Origin of the sequence: Phycicoccus sp. 3266, assembly GCF_031456495.1 — a bacterium.
Taxonomy (GTDB): domain Bacteria; phylum Actinomycetota; class Actinomycetes; order Actinomycetales; family Dermatophilaceae; genus Pedococcus.
The window spans coordinates 641,073-658,234 of sequence record NZ_JAVDUW010000002.1 but is presented as its reverse complement, the minus strand read 5'-3'; the positions used below and the strand labels follow the sequence as shown (position 1 = coordinate 658,234).

The window sequence follows — 17,162 nt, the reverse complement described above, 5'->3', positions numbered from 1 at the left end:
CTACCGACGGCGCAGCCCCCGGCCCGTGGCGGACGCCCCGCTCCCCCGGCATACGCTCCTCCCATGGTGAACCTGACGCGCATCTACACCCGCACGGGCGACGACGGCCACACCCACCTCGGGGACATGAGCCGCACGAGCAAGACCGACGTGCGGCTGCTCGCGTACGCGGACACCAACGAGGCGAACGCGCAGATCGGCGTCGCCCTGGCTGCCGGGGACCTGCCCGAGGACGTCCGGGCCACGCTGCTGCGGGTGCAGAACGACCTCTTCGACGTGGGGGCCGACCTGTGCACGCCGCTGCAGCCCGAGTACGAGTTCCCGCCGCTGCGCGTGCAGCAGCAGTGGGTCGACGAGCTCGAGGCCGACTGCGACCGATACCTCGAGCGGGTCGAGAAGCTGCGCTCGTTCATCCTGCCGGGCGGGACGCCGGGGTCGGCGCACCTGCACGTCGCGACCACGGTCGTGCGCCGGGCGGAGCGGGCGGCCTGGGCGGCCATCGACGCCTACGGCGACCAGCCGGGTGACGGCACCAAGGGCCACGGCGGCGTCAACGTGCTCACCGCGAAGTACCTCAACCGGCTGTCGGACCTGCTGTTCGTCCTCGCCCGCGTCGCCAACCTCCCGATCGGCGGCGACGTGCTGTGGCAGCCCGGTGGTGGCCGCGCCGAGGACCCCTCCAAGCGCTGATCGCGGCGCCGGCGGGGCTCAGGCGACGTTGACGTTGAAGCCCGGCGGCGAGCTCTCGAGCCAGCTGCGCATGGCGGTGTATGCCGCGGGGGCGAGGGCGACCTCGAAGGTGTCCGCCCGGTAGCGGCACTCGACGGTCACCGCCTCGGGCAGCCCCGCGATGGGGCTGGCCGGCGGCCGGGGCGGGCCGAGCTCGAGCAGCGGCCGCTCCCAGGTGCGCGCGGGCCGCGGCGAGGGGCCCACGAGCGTGAACCACTCGAGCGCGTTGCCCGAGAACCGCAACAGCCCCAGGCGGTACTGGGTACCGCCGTGGGGCCGGAGGGCGCAGAGCATGAGCGGCGCGCCCGAGGAGAGCAGCCGCCGTCGTACGAAGATGTACAGCAGGGCAGCCAGGACGAGCACGATGAGCACGCCGGCAAGGATCTCCCCGGAGACCACGAGCGACATGCGACCCGCCCTTCCTCGGCGCCCCGGGTCAGCCGACCTGCGAGGCGTCGACCGCCTCGGCGACGATGATGACCTTGTCCCGGTCGACCGACAGGAAGCCGCTGTCGATGGTGGCCGTGCTCGTGCCGCCGGCGGACTTGATCCGCACCTCGCCCTCGACGAGGACGCCCAGCAGCGGGGTGTGACCGGGCAGGATGCCCAGCTCGCCGTCGACGGTGCGGGCCTGCACCATGTCCGCCTCGCCCTCCCAGACCTTGCGGTCCGCAGCGACGAGTTCAACCTGCAGGGTGCTCACGGGATCCTCCGTTGGTACGGCACGTGTCGTGCGACGTTCTCACTCTATCGACCCGGCTCCGGGGACCGGCGGCCGGTATGCCGTGGGGCCGGCCGAGCGGCCGGCCCCACGGTGACCCGCTGTGGAGCTGGTCAGAGGTTCTTCTGGATGTCGGCCCACTGGCGCTCGACGTCGTCGAGTCCACCGCACATGAAGAAAGCCTGCTCGGCGACGTGGTCGTACTCGCCATCCGCGATCTTCGTGAAGGCCTCGACGGTGTCGGCCAGCGGAACGGTCGAGCCCTCGATGCCGGTGAACTGCTTGGCGACGTAGGTGTTCTGCGACAGGAACCGCTGGATGCGACGAGCGCGGTTGACGAGGATCTTGTCCTCCTCGGAGAGCTCGTCGATGCCGAGGATCGCGATGATGTCCTGGAGCTCCTTGTTGCGCTGGAGGATCTGCTTGACCCGGACCGCCGTGTTGTAGTGGTCCTCGGCGATGTAGCGCCGGTCGAGGATGCGCGACGTCGAGGTCAGCGGGTCCACGGCCGGGTAGATGCCGAGCGAGGCGATCTCGCGCGAGAGCTCGGTGGTGGCGTCGAGGTGCGCGAACGTCGTCGCCGGCGCCGGGTCGGTGTAGTCGTCGGCCGGCACGTAGATCGCCTGCATCGAGGTGATCGAGTGGCCACGCGTGGAGGTGATGCGCTCCTGGAGCACACCCATCTCGTCGGCGAGGGTGGGCTGGTAGCCCACCGCGGACGGCATGCGGCCGAGGAGGGTGGACACCTCGGAACCGGCCTGGGTGAAACGGAAGATGTTGTCGATGAAGAGCAGCACGTCCTGGTTCTGCACGTCGCGGAAGTACTCCGCCATCGTCAGCGCGGACAGGGCCACGCGCAGGCGGGTGCCCGGCGGCTCGTCCATCTGGCCGAAGACCAGGGCGGTCTGGCCGAGGACGCCGGCCTCCTCCATCTCGACCATGAGGTCGTTGCCCTCACGGGTGCGCTCGCCGACACCGGCGAACACCGACACACCACCGTGGTCGCGGGCCACACGGGCGATCATCTCCTGGATGAGCACCGTCTTGCCCACGCCGGCGCCGCCGAACAGGCCGATCTTGCCACCCTGCACGTAGGGGGTCAGCAGGTCGATGACCTTGATGCCGGTCTCGAACATCTGGGTCTTGGACTCGAGCTGGTCGAACGCCGGGGCGTTGCGGTGGATCCCCCAGCGCTCCTTGACCTCGAAGGTCTCGCCCTCCTCGAGGTTGAGGACGTCGCCGGTCGCGTTGAAGACCTTGCCGAGGGTGGCGTCACCGACGGGCACGGAGATGGGGCCGCCGGTGTCCTTCACCTGCGTGCCGCGGACCAGGCCGTCGGTCGGCTGCAGGGAGATGGCGCGGACCATGTTGTCGCCGATGTGCTGGGCGACCTCGAGGTTGAGGTTGCGCTCCTCGCCCTCGAGCTCGACCGTCGTGGTGAGCAGGTTGTACTGGTCCGGCATCGCGTCGGCGGGGAACTCCACGTCGACGACCGGGCCGATGATGCGGGAGATGCGACCCACGCCGCCGGCCACGGCCGTGTCCGCTGCGTTCTCAGAAACAGTGGCAGTCATTGGTTTCTCTCTACCTTCTCAACTCGCGTCGGCGAGGGCGCTGGCGCCGCCCACGATCTCGCTGATCTCTTGGGTGATCTCGGCCTGGCGGGCCTGGTTGGCCAGCCGGGTGTACTTCTTGATGAGCTCTTCGGCGTTGTCGGTGGCGGACTTCATCGCCTTCTGGCGCGAGGCCAGCTCGGACGCGGCCGCCTGGAGCAGGCAGTTGTAGATGCGCGCGCCGACGTACTTGGGCAGCAGCGCGTCGAGGACCTGCTCGGCACTCGGCTCGAACTCGTAGAGCGGCAGCACGTCGTCGGGGTCCGGGGCCTCCTCGCCCTCGACGACCTCCAGCGGCAGCATGCGGATGACGTCCGGCTCCTGGGTGACCATGTTGACGAAGCGGGTGAACACCACGTGCACCTCGTCGACGCCGCCCTCGTCGTAGGGCTGGTTGAAGGCCGTCACGAGGGCGTCGCCGATCTCCTTGGCCACGTCGAACGTCGGCTGGTCGGTGAAGCCGGTCCACTCCTGGGCGTACTCACGCTTGCGGAACTTGTAGAAGCCGACCGCCTTGCGACCCACGAGGTACGGCACGACCTCCTTGCCGGCCTCGCGGAGCTCGCCCATGAGGCGCTCGCTCTCCTTGATCACCGAGGAGCTGTACGCACCGGCGAGACCACGGTCGGACGTGACGACGAGGACGGCCGCGCGGCGGACGTCGTCGTGCTCGGTCGTCAGCGGGTGGTCGACGTTGGAGTACGTCGCCACCGCGGACACCGCACGGGTCAGCGCCCGGGCGTACGGTGAGGACTCCTTGACCCGCTGCTGGGCCTTCACGACGCGGGAGGCTGCGATGAGCTCCATGGCGCGGGTGATCTTCTTGGTCGCCTGGACGGACCGGATGCGCTGGCGGTAGACCCGCATCTGCGCTCCCATATCTGTGCCGCCTCTCCTTGGTTCTCGTTCGGTGGTGGTGTGCCGGTGGCCGGCGGGGCCGGGTGCGCACGAGGTGCGCACCCGGCATACCGCATCAGCGCTTCTGCTTGACGATCTGCTCCTGCTCGACCTCGTGCTCGAGCTCGCCCGGGTCGGCCTCGTGGCCCACCGGGGTGTTCTCGGAGCCGGAGGCGGCGAACTGCTCCTTGAACGCCTTGACGGCGTCCTCGAGCCCGGAGCGGGTCTCGTCCGCGAACTTCTTGGACTCGCGGATCGCGTCCAGCAGGCCCTTCTTCTCCCGGCGCAGGTAGTCGAGGAACTCGGCCTCGAACCGGCGCACGTCCTCGACGGCCACCGAGTCGAGCTGGCCGGAGGTGCCGGCCCAGATCGAGACGACCTGCTCCTCCACGGGGAACGGCGCGGCCTGGCGCTGCTTGAGCAGCTCCACGAGGCGGGCACCCTTGGCCAGCTGGGCGCGCGACGCCGGGTCGAGGTCGGACGCGAACATCGCGAACGCCTCCATCGCGCGGAACTGCGCGAGGTCGAGCTTGAGGCGGCCCGAGACGTCCTTCATGGCCTTGATCTGCGCGGCACCACCGACGCGGGAGACCGAGACACCCACGTCGATCGCCGGACGGACGTTGGCGTTGAACAGGTCGGCCTGCAGGTAGATCTGGCCGTCGGTGATGGAGATGACGTTGGTCGGGATGTAGGCCGACACGTCACCCGCCTTGGTCTCGATGATCGGCAGGCCGGTCATCGAGCCCGCGCCCAGGTCGTCGGAGAGCTTGGCGCAGCGCTCGAGCAGCCGGCTGTGCAGGTAGAAGACGTCACCGGGGTACGCCTCGCGGCCCGGCGGGCGGCGCAGCAGCAGCGACACGGCGCGGTAGGCCTCGGCCTGCTTGGACAGGTCGTCGAAGACGATGAGGACGTGCTTGCCCTGGTACATCCAGTGCTGGCCGATGGCCGAGCCGGTGTAGGGGGCGAGGTACTTGAAGCCCGCGGAGTCGGAGGCGGGAGCGGCGACGATGGTGGTGTACTCGAGCGCGCCGGCCTCCTCCAGGGTGCCGCGCACGGCCGCGATGGTGGAGCCCTTCTGGCCCATCGCGACGTAGATGCAGCGGACCTGCTGCTGCGGGTCGCCGGAGTCCCAGTTCTGCTTCTGGTTGATGATCGTGTCGACGGCCACCGTGGTCTTGCCGGTCTGGCGGTCGCCGATGATGAGCTGGCGCTGGCCGCGGCCGATCGGCGTCATGGCGTCGACGGCCTTGAGGCCGGTCTGCAGCGGCTCGTGCACCGACTTGCGCTGCACCACGGTCGGGGCCTGGAGCTCGAGCGCGCGGCGCTCGGTGGTCTCGATGGCACCGAGGCCGTCGATCGGCTGGCCGAGCGGGTTGACGACGCGGCCGAGGTAGGCGTCGCCGACGGGGACCGAGAGGACCTCGCCGGTGCGCTTGACCTCCTGGCCCTCCTCGATCTTGGAGAAGTCACCGAGGATGACGACGCCGATCTCGTGGACGTCGAGGTTGAGCGCCAGGCCCAGCGTGCCGTCCTCGAACTCGAGCAGCTCGTTGGTCATGGCCGAGGGCAGGCCCTCGACGTGGGCGATGCCGTCACCGGCGTCGACGACGCGGCCGACCTCTTCGCGGGAGGCCGCGCCGGGCTCGTAGGACTGAACGAAGTTGTCCAGTGCGTCCCGGATCTCCTCCGGACGGATCGAAAGCTCCGTCATCTGACTCTCTTCTCCCTTGGTGGTGCAGCTGCCGGCTCGGGCTGAGCCGACCTCTGTCGTGTGTCCTGCGTTGTCGGTTGGGGGTGCGGGCGGCGCGCGGCCGTCAGCTCCCGGTGATGTGCCGTCGCGCCTCGTCGAGCCGCCGCAGCACGGTGCCGTCGACGACCTCGTCGCCGACCTGCACCCGGATGCCGCCCATGACGTGCGGGTCGAGGACCTGCTGGAGCTGCACCGGCTTGCCGTAGATGTTCTGCAGCGCGGCCGCGAGGCGCTCACGCTGCTGGTCGGTGAGGTCCCGCGCCACCGTCACGACGGCGGTCACCTGCTCGCGCCGCTGGGCGGCGAGGGCGAGGTATCCCTCGAGGGTCCGGTCGAGCTTGCGGCCCCGGGGTGCGAGCACTGCCTGGCGGGCCAGCCGCACGGTCTCGGGGGCGGCCTTGCCCTCGAGCAGCCGCTGCACGAGGCCGGCCCTGGCCTGCGGGTCCCTCTGACGGTTCGTCAGCGCGTCGCGCAGCTCGGGGTTGCCGGCCACGGTCCGCTCGAACCGGAACAGCTCGTCCTCCACACGGTCGATCCGGCCCGACTGCTCGGCGCCCGCGAGGACGGCGGAGATGCCGAGCTCCTCCACGGTGTCGGGCAGGTCGCGCTCGGCGGCCCAGCGCTGGCCGGCGAGGTTCTTCACCACGACGACCGTCTCGGGCGTCACCTTGCCGGTGAGCAGACGCTCGGCCAGGGCCGCCTTGTCAGCGGCCTCGCGCGAGGGGTCGGCGAGCGCACGGCGCAGCGTGGCGGAGCCGTCGATGGTGTCCGCGACCGCGAGCAGCTCGTCACCGAGCTTGCTGCGGTCGACGCCCCCGGCCAGCGCGGCGTCGAGCGCCTTGCTGCCGGCGAGCGCGGCGACACGCGACGAACCACGCATCAGGCGCCCTCCCCGACCTTCTCGGGCTTGACGTCGCCGGCCTCGAGCTCGGCGAGGAAGCGGTCGACGACGCCGCGCTGGCGCGCCTCGTCCTCGAGCGACTCCCCGACGATGCGGCCGGCCAGGTCGGTGGACAGGCGGCCCACCTCGCTGCGCAGCTGGACGATCGCCTGCTGGCGCTCGGCCTCGATCTGCTTGTGCGCAGCCTCGGTGATGCGGGCCGCCTCGGACTGCGCGTGACCGCGCATCTCGGCGACGATCGCCGCACCCTGCTCGCGAGCCTCCTCACGGATGCGCGCGGCCTCCGCCCGGGCCTCGGCGAGCTGGGCCTGGTACTGCTCGAGGGCAGCCTGGGCCTGCTGCTGGGCCTCTTCGGCCTGCTGCATGCCGCCCTCGATCGCGGCGGTGCGCTCGGCGTACATCTCCTCCATGCGCGGCACCACCTTGGTCTTGTACAGCCAGTACAAGATCGCGAAGGCGATGACCCCGACGATCATCTCGGCCGGGTGCGGGAGCAGAGGGAAGCCCGAGGGGAACCCGTTGGATTCCCCGGCGGCGACCACGGATGCGGTACTCACATCGCGTCCTATCTGTTGGAGCTCGGGAGGTGGGGCGTCAGGAGGGGGTCAGCCCTTGAAGACGAACGCGAACACCAGACCGAGGATCGCGAGCGCCTCGGTGATGGCCATGCCGGTGAAGGCGATGGTCTGGAGCATTCCGCGAGCCTCGGGCTGGCGGGCGACACCGTTGATGTAGGCGGCGAAGATCAGGCCGACACCGATGCCGGGGCCGATCGCGGCGAGGCCGTAGCCGAGGAAGGCGATGTTGCCGGTCATTTTCGATCCTTTCGGTGGCACCGGGACGGTTCCCGGTGTCGTGGGTGTGTGTTCAGTTGGTGCTGCGGACGGGACCGGGGCCCCGGGACTGTGGGGTCAGTGGTGCTCGGAGACCGCGTCGGCGATGTACAGCGCGGCCAGCAGGGTGAAGATGAACGCCTGCAGGAACTCGATGAGCAGCTCGAAGAACGTCATGCCGATCGAGAAGCCGAAGGACAGCACGCCGGAGAACTTGAGGAACAGGTTGCCGCCGTGGAGCAGGAGGTACTCACCGCCGAGGATGAACACCAGGAGCATGAGGTGGCCGGCGAGCATGTTGCCCATGAGTCGCAGCGCCAGGGTGAGCGGCCGGATCACGAAGTAGGTGAGGAACTCGAGCACGAACAGGATCGGCTTGAGCCAGCCCGGCAGCCCCGGCGGGACGAGGGACTTGAAGTACGGCAGCACGCCGTGCTTCCGGCGGATCGCGACCGTGTGGTACGTGATGTAGACGATCAGCGTCAGCACCAGCGGGACACCGAGGCGGCTCATCGTCGGGAACTGCACGAAGGGCACGATCCCGAAGACGTTGTTGAGCAGGATCAGCGTGAAGAGCGTGAACAGCAGCGGCAGGAACTGCAGGAAGTCCTTGCTGCCGATGATGTCGCGGCCGATGGTGTTGCGCACGAAGTTGTACGTGCCCTCCACCATGAACTGGCGTCGGCTCGGGACGACGGAGAGCTTGCTGCTCGTGCCGACGAAGAACCACGCGAGGATGCCGACGGAGATGAGCAGCACCAGCGCGGGCCGGGTGAAGGTCCAGGGGCTGTCACCACCGATCAGCGGCCACCAGAAGTTGGCGACGCCCGGCGTCTCGAACTTGCCCTCGCTTCCGCCCGCGGCGGGGACGACGCCGGCAATGTGCAGGGGCACCACGTTCAGGCTCACAGCCTCTCCTCCAGTGAGTTGTCGAGCAGCCGCACCGCCGCTCCGGGTCGGGGGCCAGTGCAGCAGGAACTGCGCGGACGGACGCTGGCCGGAGTCGTGGCGGACGACAGCCCGTACGCTACCCGACCCCAGCGACCACCCGCGACGCGGGCTGCGGCGCTCACGGCCGCACCGTCCCGGCATCCGGCTCGTCGTAGACCGGCACGCGGGCGTGCCGCCACGCGAGCACCTGCGCCGCCTGCCAGACGAGCACGGTGACGAGCATCGCGACCCCGGCCGCGACGCTGTCGAACGAGTCGATCCGACGGACGACGACGAGCACGCCCAGGAGCACCAGCACCTGGGCGAAGTAGACCGCCATGCCGACGGCCATGAAGAGCATCGGCTCGCTGCGGTCACGCACGAACCGGCCGAGCATCACCAGACCGGACGCGAAGAACGCGAGGGCGATGACCACGCCCACGAGGCCGGCCACACCCCCGCCGAGACCGCGGACGACCCCCAGCACGACCGACGTGACGAGGCCGGCGACAGCCGCCGGGACCAGGGCCCGTCGGAGCACCACGTGGAAGAGGTTGTCACCCCTGGGCGTGGTCTGCTGCGACATGGTGTGGCCTGCCTGGTTCGTCGGGGCTGGATGCCTGGCGAAAGAGGGTCGGGACGCCGTCTCCGGCGCTTGTGAAAGCTATCACAAGCTCTCCTCCGGGCCCAAACGCCGCCCATGACCTCCGGTGTCATGCCCCCCGGCTGCCACGCCCAAACCCACCCGAGGCCACGCCCGACCGCGGCCGTTCCACCGGACCGGGACGCCATGGAGCCCCGCCCCCAGGACGTGGGGGCGGGGCTCCATGGTCGGGCGGGCGCCGTCCGGCGCGGGCGTCAGCCGCGCGACCGCACGAGCCGGCGGAGCGTGCCGAAGATCCCCAGCGCGGCGAAGACGACGAACATGACGAGGTCGGACCCGTACGAGCCGAGCACCTTGAGGTCGAAGAGGTTGGCCGCGACCATGTCGAGGGCCGACGGGTAGCCGAGGGCCTGCCCCTCCGGGGTGCCGTGGTAGTCCACGATGTCGGCCGCCACGATGGCCAGGAAGGACAGGACCACGCCGGCGACGATGACGCCGACGAGCGGGAGCAGCCCCCGGCGCGGGACCGCCCGCGCGCCCTTGGAATACAGCCAGGTGGCCAGGCCGGCGATGAGGAAGCTGGAGATCGAGGCGATGTAGCCCAGCTTCCAGATCAGCACCGACGCGAGCATGCCCAGCGGGATCGCGGCGAGCGACCACAGGATGCCCCGCGGGACGATCTCGACCGGCTGCGCCGCGGGCACTGCTGCTCCGGCGGGCAGGGACGTCGCCGTCCCGGACGTCGCCGTCGCGGGTGCGGTCACGAAGGGTGCCGCCGGGGCTGCGGGTGCAGTGGACGCCGGCGCCGGGGCGGCCGGCCCTGCGCTGCGGTCGGGCTGCGGCTGGCCGGGCAGCGTGGGGTCGGTGGCGGCGTGGTCGAACGAGCTCATGGTGTGGGTCCCCCCTCTGGTCCTGATACGGAGCGGGGGCACCGTACGGCCGTCCGGGGTCGCGCGGGGAGCGAATCGGGCGAACTCGCCCCGATCGGCCGATCCCGGCCGCGGGTCAGGCGATGCGGCGGGGGCGGTGGCCGGGCGCGGACCAGCGCGGCAGCCAGACCGTGAGCACCCCGGCGACGACCACCGCCACGAGGACGCCGATCCCGGCGACGAGCGGGTCGGGCACCAGGACGAAGCTGACCGAGCCCAGGGACGTCACCGCCGCCCACAGCCACAGCAGCAGGACGGCCCGGCGGTGGCCGTGCCCGATCTGCAGCATCCGGTGGTGCAGGTGCTGCTTGTCGGGCTGCCAGGGCCGCTCCCCCCGGCGCGTGCGGCGCACGACAGCGAGCAGGATGTCCACGAGCGGCAGCAGGATGATCGCCAGCGGGACCACGAGAGGCAGCAGGGTGGCGGCCACGGGGTTGGTGCTGACCTGGGACGGGGTGACGTTCCCCGTCGTCGAGATGGTCGCCGCGGCCAGCAGGAGCCCGAGGAGCAGCGCCCCCGAGTCCCCCATGAACAGCCGGGCAGGGTGGTAGTTGTGCGGCAGGAAGCCCAGGCAGCAGCCGATGAGCGCGGCCGAGATAAGGGTGGCCGAGGAGAACACGTTCGGTGGGTCGAACGTGCGCGAGATGCCGTAGCTGTAGATGAAGAACGACGTCGCCGCGATGACCACCACACCGGCCGCGAGCCCGTCGAGCCCGTCGATGAAGTTGACGGCGTTGGTGAAGACGACGACGGCGAACACGGTGAGCCCCACCATGATCGGCGTCGGCAGCACCGTCACCCCGCCGATCGGCAGCTGGAAGAGCTGGATCCCGCTGAACGCCATGATCCCGGCGGCGATCATCTGGCCGCCCATCTTGGTCAGCCAGTCCATCTCGCGGATGTCGTCGATCGCGCCGATGAGGCACACGATCGCCGCGCCGTAGAGCACGCCCTTGAGCTCGGGCCCGAGGACGAACACCTGCCCGAGGAACGGCAGGTGGCTCGCCGCGAGCATCGACGCCGCGAACCCCAGGAAGATCGCCACTCCCCCGAGCCGCGGGATCGGGGCGGAGTGCACGTCCCGGTCACGGACCGGCGTGAACGCCCCCAGGCGCACGGCGATGGCACGCAGCAGTGGCGTCGCGGCATACGTCACCACCGCGGCGACCATCAGGACCAGGAGGTACTCGCGCACCCACGTGCCTCTCGGGTGGGATCGGGGACCGGGCGTCCGGGCTCTGCGCCGGCGGTCAGCCCCGAGGGTATGCCGGGAAGCTGGTGACGAGCTCCGTCACGCCCGCGCGGACCTCCTTGGAGACCGCGTGGTCGGGGTCGGCGTCACCCTCGACGACCGCCTTGGCGATGAGGTCGGCGATGGTGCGCATCTGCTCGGTGCCCATGCCCTGGGTCGTCACGCAGGGGGTGCCGACGCGGATGCCGCTGGCGATGTTCGGCTTCTGCGGGTCGAACGGGATGGCGTTCTTGTTGAGCACGATGCCGGCCGCGTCGGCACGGGCCTCGGCGTCGGCACCGGTGACGCCCACGCCCTGGAGGTCGTGCAGCGACAGGTGGGTGTCGGTGCCACCGGTCGTGGGCCGGATCCCCTTCTCCCCCAGCGCGGTTGCGAGGACCGAGGCGTTCTCGATGACCTGCTTGGCGTACGCCTGGTACTCGGGCGTAGCGCACTCCTTGAAGTTGACCGCCTTGGCCGCGATGGTGTGCATCTGCGGGCCGCCCTGCATCATCGGGAACACGGCCTTGTCGAGCTTGGCGGCGTGCTCCTCCTTGCAGACCAGGGCGCCCGAGCGCGGGCCACGCAGCACCTTGTGGGTCGTGAAGGTGACGACGTCGGCGTACGGCACGGGGCTGGGGATCGCCTTGCCGGCGACGAGGCCGATGAAGTGGGCGGCGTCCACCCAGAAGATCGCGCCGACCTCGTCGGCCAGCTTGCGGAAGAACTCGAAGTCGATGAGGCGCGGGATCGCCGAGCCGCCGGCGAGGATCACCTTGGGCCGGTGCTCCTTGGCCAGGCGCTCGACCTCGGCGTAGTCGATGTTCTCCGTCTGGCGGTCGACGCCGTAGTGGACGGCGTTGAACCACTTGCCCGAGAACGAGACCTTGGTGCCGTGGGTGAGGTGGCCGCCCATGGGCAGCGCCATCGCGAGGATGGTGTCGCCGGGCTGCATGAACGCGCCGTAGACGGCCTGGTTCGCGCTCGCGCCGGAGTGCGGCTGGACGTTGGCGTGGTCGGCGTCGAAGAGGGCCTTGCACCGCTCGATGGCGAGGGTCTCGGCCTTGTCGACCTCGGAGCAGCCGCCGTAGTAGCGGCGGCCGGGGTAGCCCTCGGCGTACTTGTTGCTCAGGGTCGAGCCGAGCGCGGTGAGCACCTCGGGGCTGGACATGTTCTCGCTGGCGATGAGCTGCAGGCCGCTGCGGATGCGGTCGAGCTCGGAGACGAGCACACCGGCCACCTCCGGGTCGAAGGCCTCCAGCGCGCCGAAGTCGGAGCCGTAGAAGGTGTCAGCGCTCATGGGTCTCTCCCGGGGTGTCGGCGGCGGGCTCGGAGGTCGGGGGCAACTCTAGGGCGTGCTCGCCGGCGGCCTCCGTGGCGTCCGCGGGCGCCACGGACGCGGCGGGCTCCGTGGCATCCGCAGGCTCCGTGGCATCCGCAGGCTCCGTGGCATCCGCGGGCTCCGCGGACCCGGCGGGCTCAGCGGACCCAGCGGGCTCAGCGGACCCGGCCGCAGCCTCGTCGGCCGGGCGCTCGAGCACGGCGTCGATCTGGTCCTGGGTGATCGCGCCGGCGCGCAGGACCGTCGGGGTCGGACCTGTGCAGTCGACGATCGTGGACACCTCCATGCTCGTCGTGGGGCCACCGTCGAGGTAGACCGAGACGGCGGCGCCGAGCTGGGCGGCCGCGTCGGTGACCGTGGTCGCCGGCGGCTGGCCCGTGAGGTTGGCGCTCGTCACTGCCAGCGGCCCCACCTCGGTGAGCAGCGCGAGCGCGACGTCGTCCTGCGGCATGCGCAGCGCGACCGTGCCGTTGGTGTCGCCGAGGTCCCACATGAGCGAGGCCTGCGCCGTGAGGACCAGCGTCAGCGGCCCGGGCCAGAACTCGGCGATGAGGTCGCGGGCGTACGCCGGGACGTCGGTGGCCAGGCCGTCGACGGTCCGGACGCTGGGGACGAGGACCGGCGGCGGCATCTCGCGCCCGCGGCCCTTGGCCGCCAGCACGGAGGCGACCGCCTCGGCGGAGAACGCGTCGGCGCCGACGCCGTAGACGGTGTCGGTCGGGAGGACCACCACCTCCCCGGCGCGCACGGCCTCGGCGGCCTTGGCGACCCCCTCGGCGCGACCCTCGTCAGTGGTGCAGTCGTAGACCGGGCTCATGCGGCACAGCCTATTCCGGCCGTGTCGTCGCACGACCGGAGCCCCGGGGTCACGCCGAGGGGCCGCCCGCGCTCAGCGCACGACCCGGAAGTTGAACGACGCCGTGCCCAGGGTCTGCATCAGCCGCAGCCAGACCGGCAGCAGCATCTCGGTGCCCCGGGCGCCGGTGATGTCGCCGAGGTCGATGACGTCGGTGTGACCGAAGCTGTGGAGCAGCTCGGTGACCGCGTCCTTGGCCGCCTGGTCGTTGCCGGCGACGAACACCGTCGACTCCTCCCCCAGTGCCTTCGGGTCGACCATCAGGCCGGCGTTGAGGGTGTTGAGCGACTTGACGATGCGTGCCTGCGGGAACGCGCGCTGGAGCTGCTCGCCGAGGGAGTCGGTGTCCTTGACGAACAGGCTGGGCGGGAAGCCCTGGGAGAAGTCGAGCGGGTTGGAGATGTCGAGGACGACCTTGCCGGCGAGGTTGTCGGCCCCGGCCTGCTCGAGGGCGGGCAGCGCGCCGGCACCACTGGTCGCGTTGACGACGAGCTCGGCCCCGGTCACGGCATCGGCCAGGCTCGCGAGGCGGGCCGCCGGGTGGGCCTCGAGCCACGCGCTGAACGGCGGGTTGCCCATCCCGTCGGGCTCGGTCCGGGACAGCGTCACCTCGGGGTCACGCGTGCCGACGACGACGTCGTGGCCGAGCTCGAGGAGGCGGGAGGCGAGGGCCTGTCCGACCACGCCGGTGCCGAGGACTGCGGTCTTCATGGGAACTCCTGGGGGAAGAGGGGGAGAGGGAAAGCGAGGCAGAGGGTAGACAGGTCTGTCTACGCCAACGGTCAGACCGTAACAGACAGACCTGTCTACCTACAAGGTATGCTGGGTCCGTGACGACGACGGCCCCCTCCGGCTCCGCCCGCGAGCGCATCCTCCAGACGGCCACGCGCCTCTTCTACGCCAAGGGGATCCGGGCCGTGGGTGTTGACCTGATCATCGCCGAGTCCGGCGTCGCCAAGGCGACCTTCTACAAGCACTTCCCGTCCAAGGACGACCTCGTCGTGGCCTACCTCGACGGTGTCGACGAGGCGTGGACGGCCCAGCTGCGGGCAGCCGCGGCTGCGGCGGGTGATGACCCCGGCGACCAGATCGTCGGCCTCTTCGGCGCCCTGTCCAGCGCCTGCCTGTCCGACGGCTACCGCGGCTGCGGCTTCCTCAACGCCGCCGCCGAGTCGCTGCCGGGCACCCCGGTCCACGACCGCACGGTCGCCCACAAGACCGCCGTGCTGGAGTGGGTTCGGGACCTCGCCACGGCGGCCGGTGCCACCGACCCCGACGGCCTGGCCCGGTCGATCACCCTGCTGCTCGACGGCGGCCTGGCGAGCGGGTCGCTCGACGCGAACCCGGAGGCACCGACGGCGGCAGCGGCGGCGGCCCGCGCCCTCGTCACGGCGGCGACGACGCAGGCCGCCTGACCCGGGCGCCGGGCCGGCCGACTTCTGGCGCGCCCGGCACCGTGGGAGCCCTCCCAGGGGCCGCGGACGGTGGCCGGCGGGCAAGAAGTCGGGGAAAGGGTCAGGCCCGGGTGGCGACGGACGCCCGCGGGCGACCGGTCAGGTCGGCGTGGTCGACGACGTCGGTCCACTCCCCCGTACGGCGCAGGGCAGAGGGCAGGGTCTCGCCCTGGCTGTCGGCGTGCTCCATCACCAGCGTCCCGCCCGGTCGCAGCAACCCGGCCGCCCGGCGCGCCACCGCGAGCGGGATGGCGAGGCCGTCCTCGCTGCCTCCGTACAGCGCGACCTCGGGGTCGTGGTCGCGGACCTCGGGGTCGAGCGGGACCATCCCGACCGGGATGTAGGGCGGGTTGGAGACGACGACGTCGACCGTGCCGTCGAGGTCGGGGTATGCCGTGGTGGCGTCACCCAGGCGCAGCTCCACCGGCAGCCCGGTCGCCTCGACGTTGCGTGCCGCCCAGGCGTGCGCCTCGACCGACAGCTCGACGGCGTGCACGGTGGCGCCGGGCACCTCGTCGGCCACCGCGAGCGCGATCGCACCCGAGCCCGTGCACAGGTCCACGACCACCGGGGCCACGCCGCTGGCGCGCGCCGCCTCGATGGCGAACCCGGCCACGACCTCGGTCTCCGGGCGGGGGGTGAACACGCCGGGGCCGACGCTCAGGGTGAGGTGCCGGAAGGGCGCGCGTCCGGTCAGGTGCTGCAGCGGCAGCCGGGCCCCGCGCTCGGCGACCAGCCCGGCATACCGGCCCGCGAAGCCCGCGTCGCACTCCTCCAGCAGCACCATCCGGCGCCGGACGTCGGAGACCTCGCAGCCGAGGACGTGCGCCGCCAGTGCGAGCGCGTCGGCCTCGGGAGAGGGCACCCCGGCGTCGGCGAGGGCGCGGGTGGCGGCGACGACCTCCGCCCGGAGGGTGCTCACCGATCCGCGACGGCGGCGAGGCGGGCGGCCTCGTCGGCGTCGACGGCCGACTGCACGACCGGGTCGAGCTCGCCGTCAAGGACGGTGTCGAGGTTGTACGCCTTGAACCCGGTCCGGTGGTCGGAGATGCGGTTCTCGGGGAAGTTGTAGGTGCGGATCCGCTCGCTGCGGTCGACCGTGCGCACCTGGCTCTTGCGGGCCTCGGCGGAGGCGGCCGCGGCCTCGTCCATCGCCATCTGGTGCAGCCGGGCACGCAGCACCCGCATCGCCGACTCCTTGTTCTGGAGCTGGCTCTTCTCGTTCTGGCACGACACGACGAGGCCCGTCGGCAGGTGCGTGATGCGGACCGCGGAGTCGGTCGTGTTGACCGACTGGCCGCCGGGGCCGGACGAGCGGTAGACGTCGATCTTCAGGTCGTTCGGGTCGAGGGCAACCTCGACCTCCTCGGCCTCGGGCATGACCCAGACGCCGGCCGCCGAGGTGTGGATCCGGCCCTGGCTCTCGGTGACGGGCACCCGCTGGACGCGGTGCACCCCGCCCTCGTACTTGAGCCGCGCCCAGGGGGCGTCGCCGGGCTCGGGCGTGCCCTTGGCCTTCACGGCCACCTGGACGTCCTTGTACCCGCCGAGGTCGGACTCGGTCGCGTCGATGACCTCGGTCCTCCAGCCGCGGCGCTCGGCGTAGCGCAGGTACATCCGCAGCAGGTCGCCCGCGAACAGCGCGGACTCCTCGCCGCCCTCCCCCGCCTTGACCTCGAGGATGACGTCGCGGTCGTCGTCGGGGTCGCGCGGGACGAGCAGCCGGCGCAGCCGGTCCTCCGCCGCCACCAGCTGCTCCTGCAGCGCCGGCACCTCCTCGGCGAACGACGCGTCCTCGGTGGCCAGCTCGCGCGCGGCCGCCAGGTCGTCCTGGGCGGCGTGCCACGCGTGGTATGCCGCGACGGTCGGGCCGAGCGCGGCATACCGCTTGTTCACCCTGCGGACCAGGTCGAGGTCGGCGAGCACGGCGGGGTCGGCCAGCTGCGCCTCCAGGGCGGCGTGCTCCTCGACGAGGGCTGCGGCGGACTCCAGCATCGGTGTACTCCGGTCTCGGTGGTCGCCACGCGGTGGCTGCGCGGCGGCGGGTGGGAAACGAAATGCGCCGGCCCCGACCGTGGAGGTCGGGACCGGCGCATCGCGGAAGCTACTTGGCGGCCTTCTTGCCGTAGCGGGCCTCGAAGCGGGCCACGCGGCCACCGGTGTCGAGGATCTTCTGCTTGCCGGTGTAGAACGGGTGGCAGTTCGAGCAGACCTCGGCGTGGATGGCGCCGTTCGCAGCCGTGCTGCGGGTCTCGAACGTGTTGCCACAGGTACAGGTCACCGTGGTGGCGACGTACTCCGGGTGGATGTCCTTCTTCAAAGCGTGCTCCTCGAGTCGGTGTGGCCGGGTCCGCGGGATCTGCCCGTGC

The 17,162-nt window shown here is 71.3% G+C and carries 20 protein-coding genes; 2 read left to right on the top strand and 18 right to left on the bottom strand.

What is annotated here, in order from left to right:
• Nucleotides 1–63 precede the first annotated feature (63 nt).
• Nucleotides 64–690, top strand: a complete 627-nt coding sequence (locus tag J2X64_RS12970) for a cob(I)yrinic acid a,c-diamide adenosyltransferase (RefSeq protein ID WP_310155036.1) — start codon at nt 64–66, stop codon at nt 688–690.
• 18 nt (nt 691–708) lie between these two features.
• On the opposite strand, the gene J2X64_RS12965 is transcribed toward J2X64_RS12970, so the two are convergent.
• The 15 genes from J2X64_RS12965 to J2X64_RS12895 all read right to left on the bottom strand — a co-directional run bounded on the left by J2X64_RS12965 (nt 709) and on the right by J2X64_RS12895 (nt 14,050).
• On the bottom strand, nt 709–1,137 hold the full coding sequence (locus tag J2X64_RS12965) for a DUF2550 domain-containing protein (RefSeq protein ID WP_310155033.1): 429 nt from the start codon (nt 1,135–1,137) through the stop codon (nt 709–711).
• Between the two features lie 28 nt (nt 1,138–1,165).
• A complete protein-coding gene (locus J2X64_RS12960) occupies nt 1,166–1,432 on the bottom strand; it encodes a F0F1 ATP synthase subunit epsilon (RefSeq protein ID WP_310155030.1) in 267 nt (88 codons plus the stop codon).
• Nucleotides 1,433–1,563: 131 nt separating this feature from the next.
• On the bottom strand, nt 1,564–3,024 hold the full coding sequence (gene atpD / locus J2X64_RS12955; RefSeq protein WP_310155027.1) for a F0F1 ATP synthase subunit beta: 1,461 nt from the start codon (nt 3,022–3,024) through the stop codon (nt 1,564–1,566).
• Between the two features lie 18 nt (nt 3,025–3,042).
• Entirely contained in the window at nt 3,043–3,942 is a 900-nt protein-coding gene (locus J2X64_RS12950) for a F0F1 ATP synthase subunit gamma (RefSeq protein ID WP_310155024.1), read from the bottom strand.
• A 94-nt stretch (nt 3,943–4,036) separates the two neighbouring features.
• Nucleotides 4,037–5,674 carry a F0F1 ATP synthase subunit alpha gene (gene atpA / locus J2X64_RS12945; RefSeq protein WP_310155021.1) on the bottom strand — a complete coding sequence of 546 codons (1,638 nt, stop codon included), beginning with the start codon at nt 5,672–5,674 and terminating at the stop codon, nt 4,037–4,039.
• A 103-nt stretch (nt 5,675–5,777) separates the two neighbouring features.
• Nucleotides 5,778–6,593 (bottom strand): F0F1 ATP synthase subunit delta, encoded by an 816-nt coding sequence (locus tag J2X64_RS12940; protein WP_310155019.1) that lies wholly within the window; start codon nt 6,591–6,593, stop codon nt 5,778–5,780.
• The gene (locus J2X64_RS12935; RefSeq protein WP_310155016.1) at nt 6,593–7,171 is read right to left on the bottom strand and encodes a F0F1 ATP synthase subunit B; all 579 of its coding nucleotides are present in this window, start codon (nt 7,169–7,171) and stop codon (nt 6,593–6,595) included. Before J2X64_RS12935 ends, J2X64_RS12940 begins: the two co-directional genes overlap by 1 nt.
• A 48-nt stretch (nt 7,172–7,219) precedes the next feature.
• Nucleotides 7,220–7,429 carry an ATP synthase F0 subunit C gene (atpE, locus tag J2X64_RS12930; protein ID WP_310155013.1) on the bottom strand — a complete coding sequence of 70 codons (210 nt, stop codon included), beginning with the start codon at nt 7,427–7,429 and terminating at the stop codon, nt 7,220–7,222.
• A 96-nt stretch (nt 7,430–7,525) separates the two neighbouring features.
• Nucleotides 7,526–8,356: a F0F1 ATP synthase subunit A gene (gene atpB, locus J2X64_RS12925; RefSeq protein ID WP_310155010.1), complete on the bottom strand. Its 831-nt coding sequence runs from the start codon at nt 8,354–8,356 to the stop codon at nt 7,526–7,528.
• 160 nt (nt 8,357–8,516) lie between these two features.
• The gene (locus J2X64_RS12920; RefSeq protein WP_310155008.1) at nt 8,517–8,963 is read right to left on the bottom strand and encodes a hypothetical protein; all 447 of its coding nucleotides are present in this window, start codon (nt 8,961–8,963) and stop codon (nt 8,517–8,519) included.
• Between the two features lie 272 nt (nt 8,964–9,235).
• A complete protein-coding gene (locus J2X64_RS12915; RefSeq protein WP_310155005.1) occupies nt 9,236–9,871 on the bottom strand; it encodes a hypothetical protein in 636 nt (211 codons plus the stop codon).
• Nucleotides 9,872–9,986: 115 nt separating this feature from the next.
• The gene (locus J2X64_RS12910; protein ID WP_310155002.1) at nt 9,987–11,105 is read right to left on the bottom strand and encodes an MraY family glycosyltransferase; all 1,119 of its coding nucleotides are present in this window, start codon (nt 11,103–11,105) and stop codon (nt 9,987–9,989) included.
• 55 nt (nt 11,106–11,160) lie between these two features.
• Nucleotides 11,161–12,441 (bottom strand): serine hydroxymethyltransferase, encoded by a 1,281-nt coding sequence (glyA, locus tag J2X64_RS12905; RefSeq protein ID WP_310155000.1) that lies wholly within the window; start codon nt 12,439–12,441, stop codon nt 11,161–11,163.
• Complete coding sequence (locus J2X64_RS12900; protein WP_310154996.1) at nt 12,431–13,300, bottom strand: L-threonylcarbamoyladenylate synthase; 870 nt, start codon at nt 13,298–13,300, stop codon at nt 12,431–12,433. The genes glyA and J2X64_RS12900 overlap by 11 nt, the downstream gene beginning before the upstream one ends.
• 72 nt (nt 13,301–13,372) lie before the next feature.
• A complete protein-coding gene (locus J2X64_RS12895) occupies nt 13,373–14,050 on the bottom strand; it encodes an NAD(P)-binding domain-containing protein (RefSeq protein WP_310154991.1) in 678 nt (225 codons plus the stop codon).
• Between the two features lie 119 nt (nt 14,051–14,169).
• On the opposite strand from J2X64_RS12895, the gene J2X64_RS12890 reads away from it, so the two are divergent.
• Entirely contained in the window at nt 14,170–14,754 is a 585-nt protein-coding gene (locus J2X64_RS12890; RefSeq protein WP_310154988.1) for a TetR/AcrR family transcriptional regulator, read from the top strand.
• Nucleotides 14,755–14,854: 100 nt separating this feature from the next.
• On the opposite strand, the gene prmC is transcribed toward J2X64_RS12890, so the two are convergent.
• The 3 genes from prmC to rpmE form a co-directional block, all read right to left on the bottom strand.
• Nucleotides 14,855–15,715 carry a peptide chain release factor N(5)-glutamine methyltransferase gene (prmC, locus tag J2X64_RS12885; RefSeq protein WP_310154985.1) on the bottom strand — a complete coding sequence of 287 codons (861 nt, stop codon included), beginning with the start codon at nt 15,713–15,715 and terminating at the stop codon, nt 14,855–14,857.
• Nucleotides 15,712–16,788, bottom strand: coding sequence for a peptide chain release factor 1 (gene prfA, locus J2X64_RS12880; RefSeq protein WP_310154983.1), 1,077 nt, complete (start codon nt 16,786–16,788; stop codon nt 15,712–15,714). Before prfA ends, prmC begins: the two co-directional genes overlap by 4 nt.
• Before the next feature lie 109 nt (nt 16,789–16,897).
• Nucleotides 16,898–17,113, bottom strand: coding sequence for a 50S ribosomal protein L31 (gene rpmE / locus J2X64_RS12875; RefSeq protein WP_310154980.1), 216 nt, complete (start codon nt 17,111–17,113; stop codon nt 16,898–16,900).
• Nucleotides 17,114–17,162 lie beyond the last annotated feature (49 nt).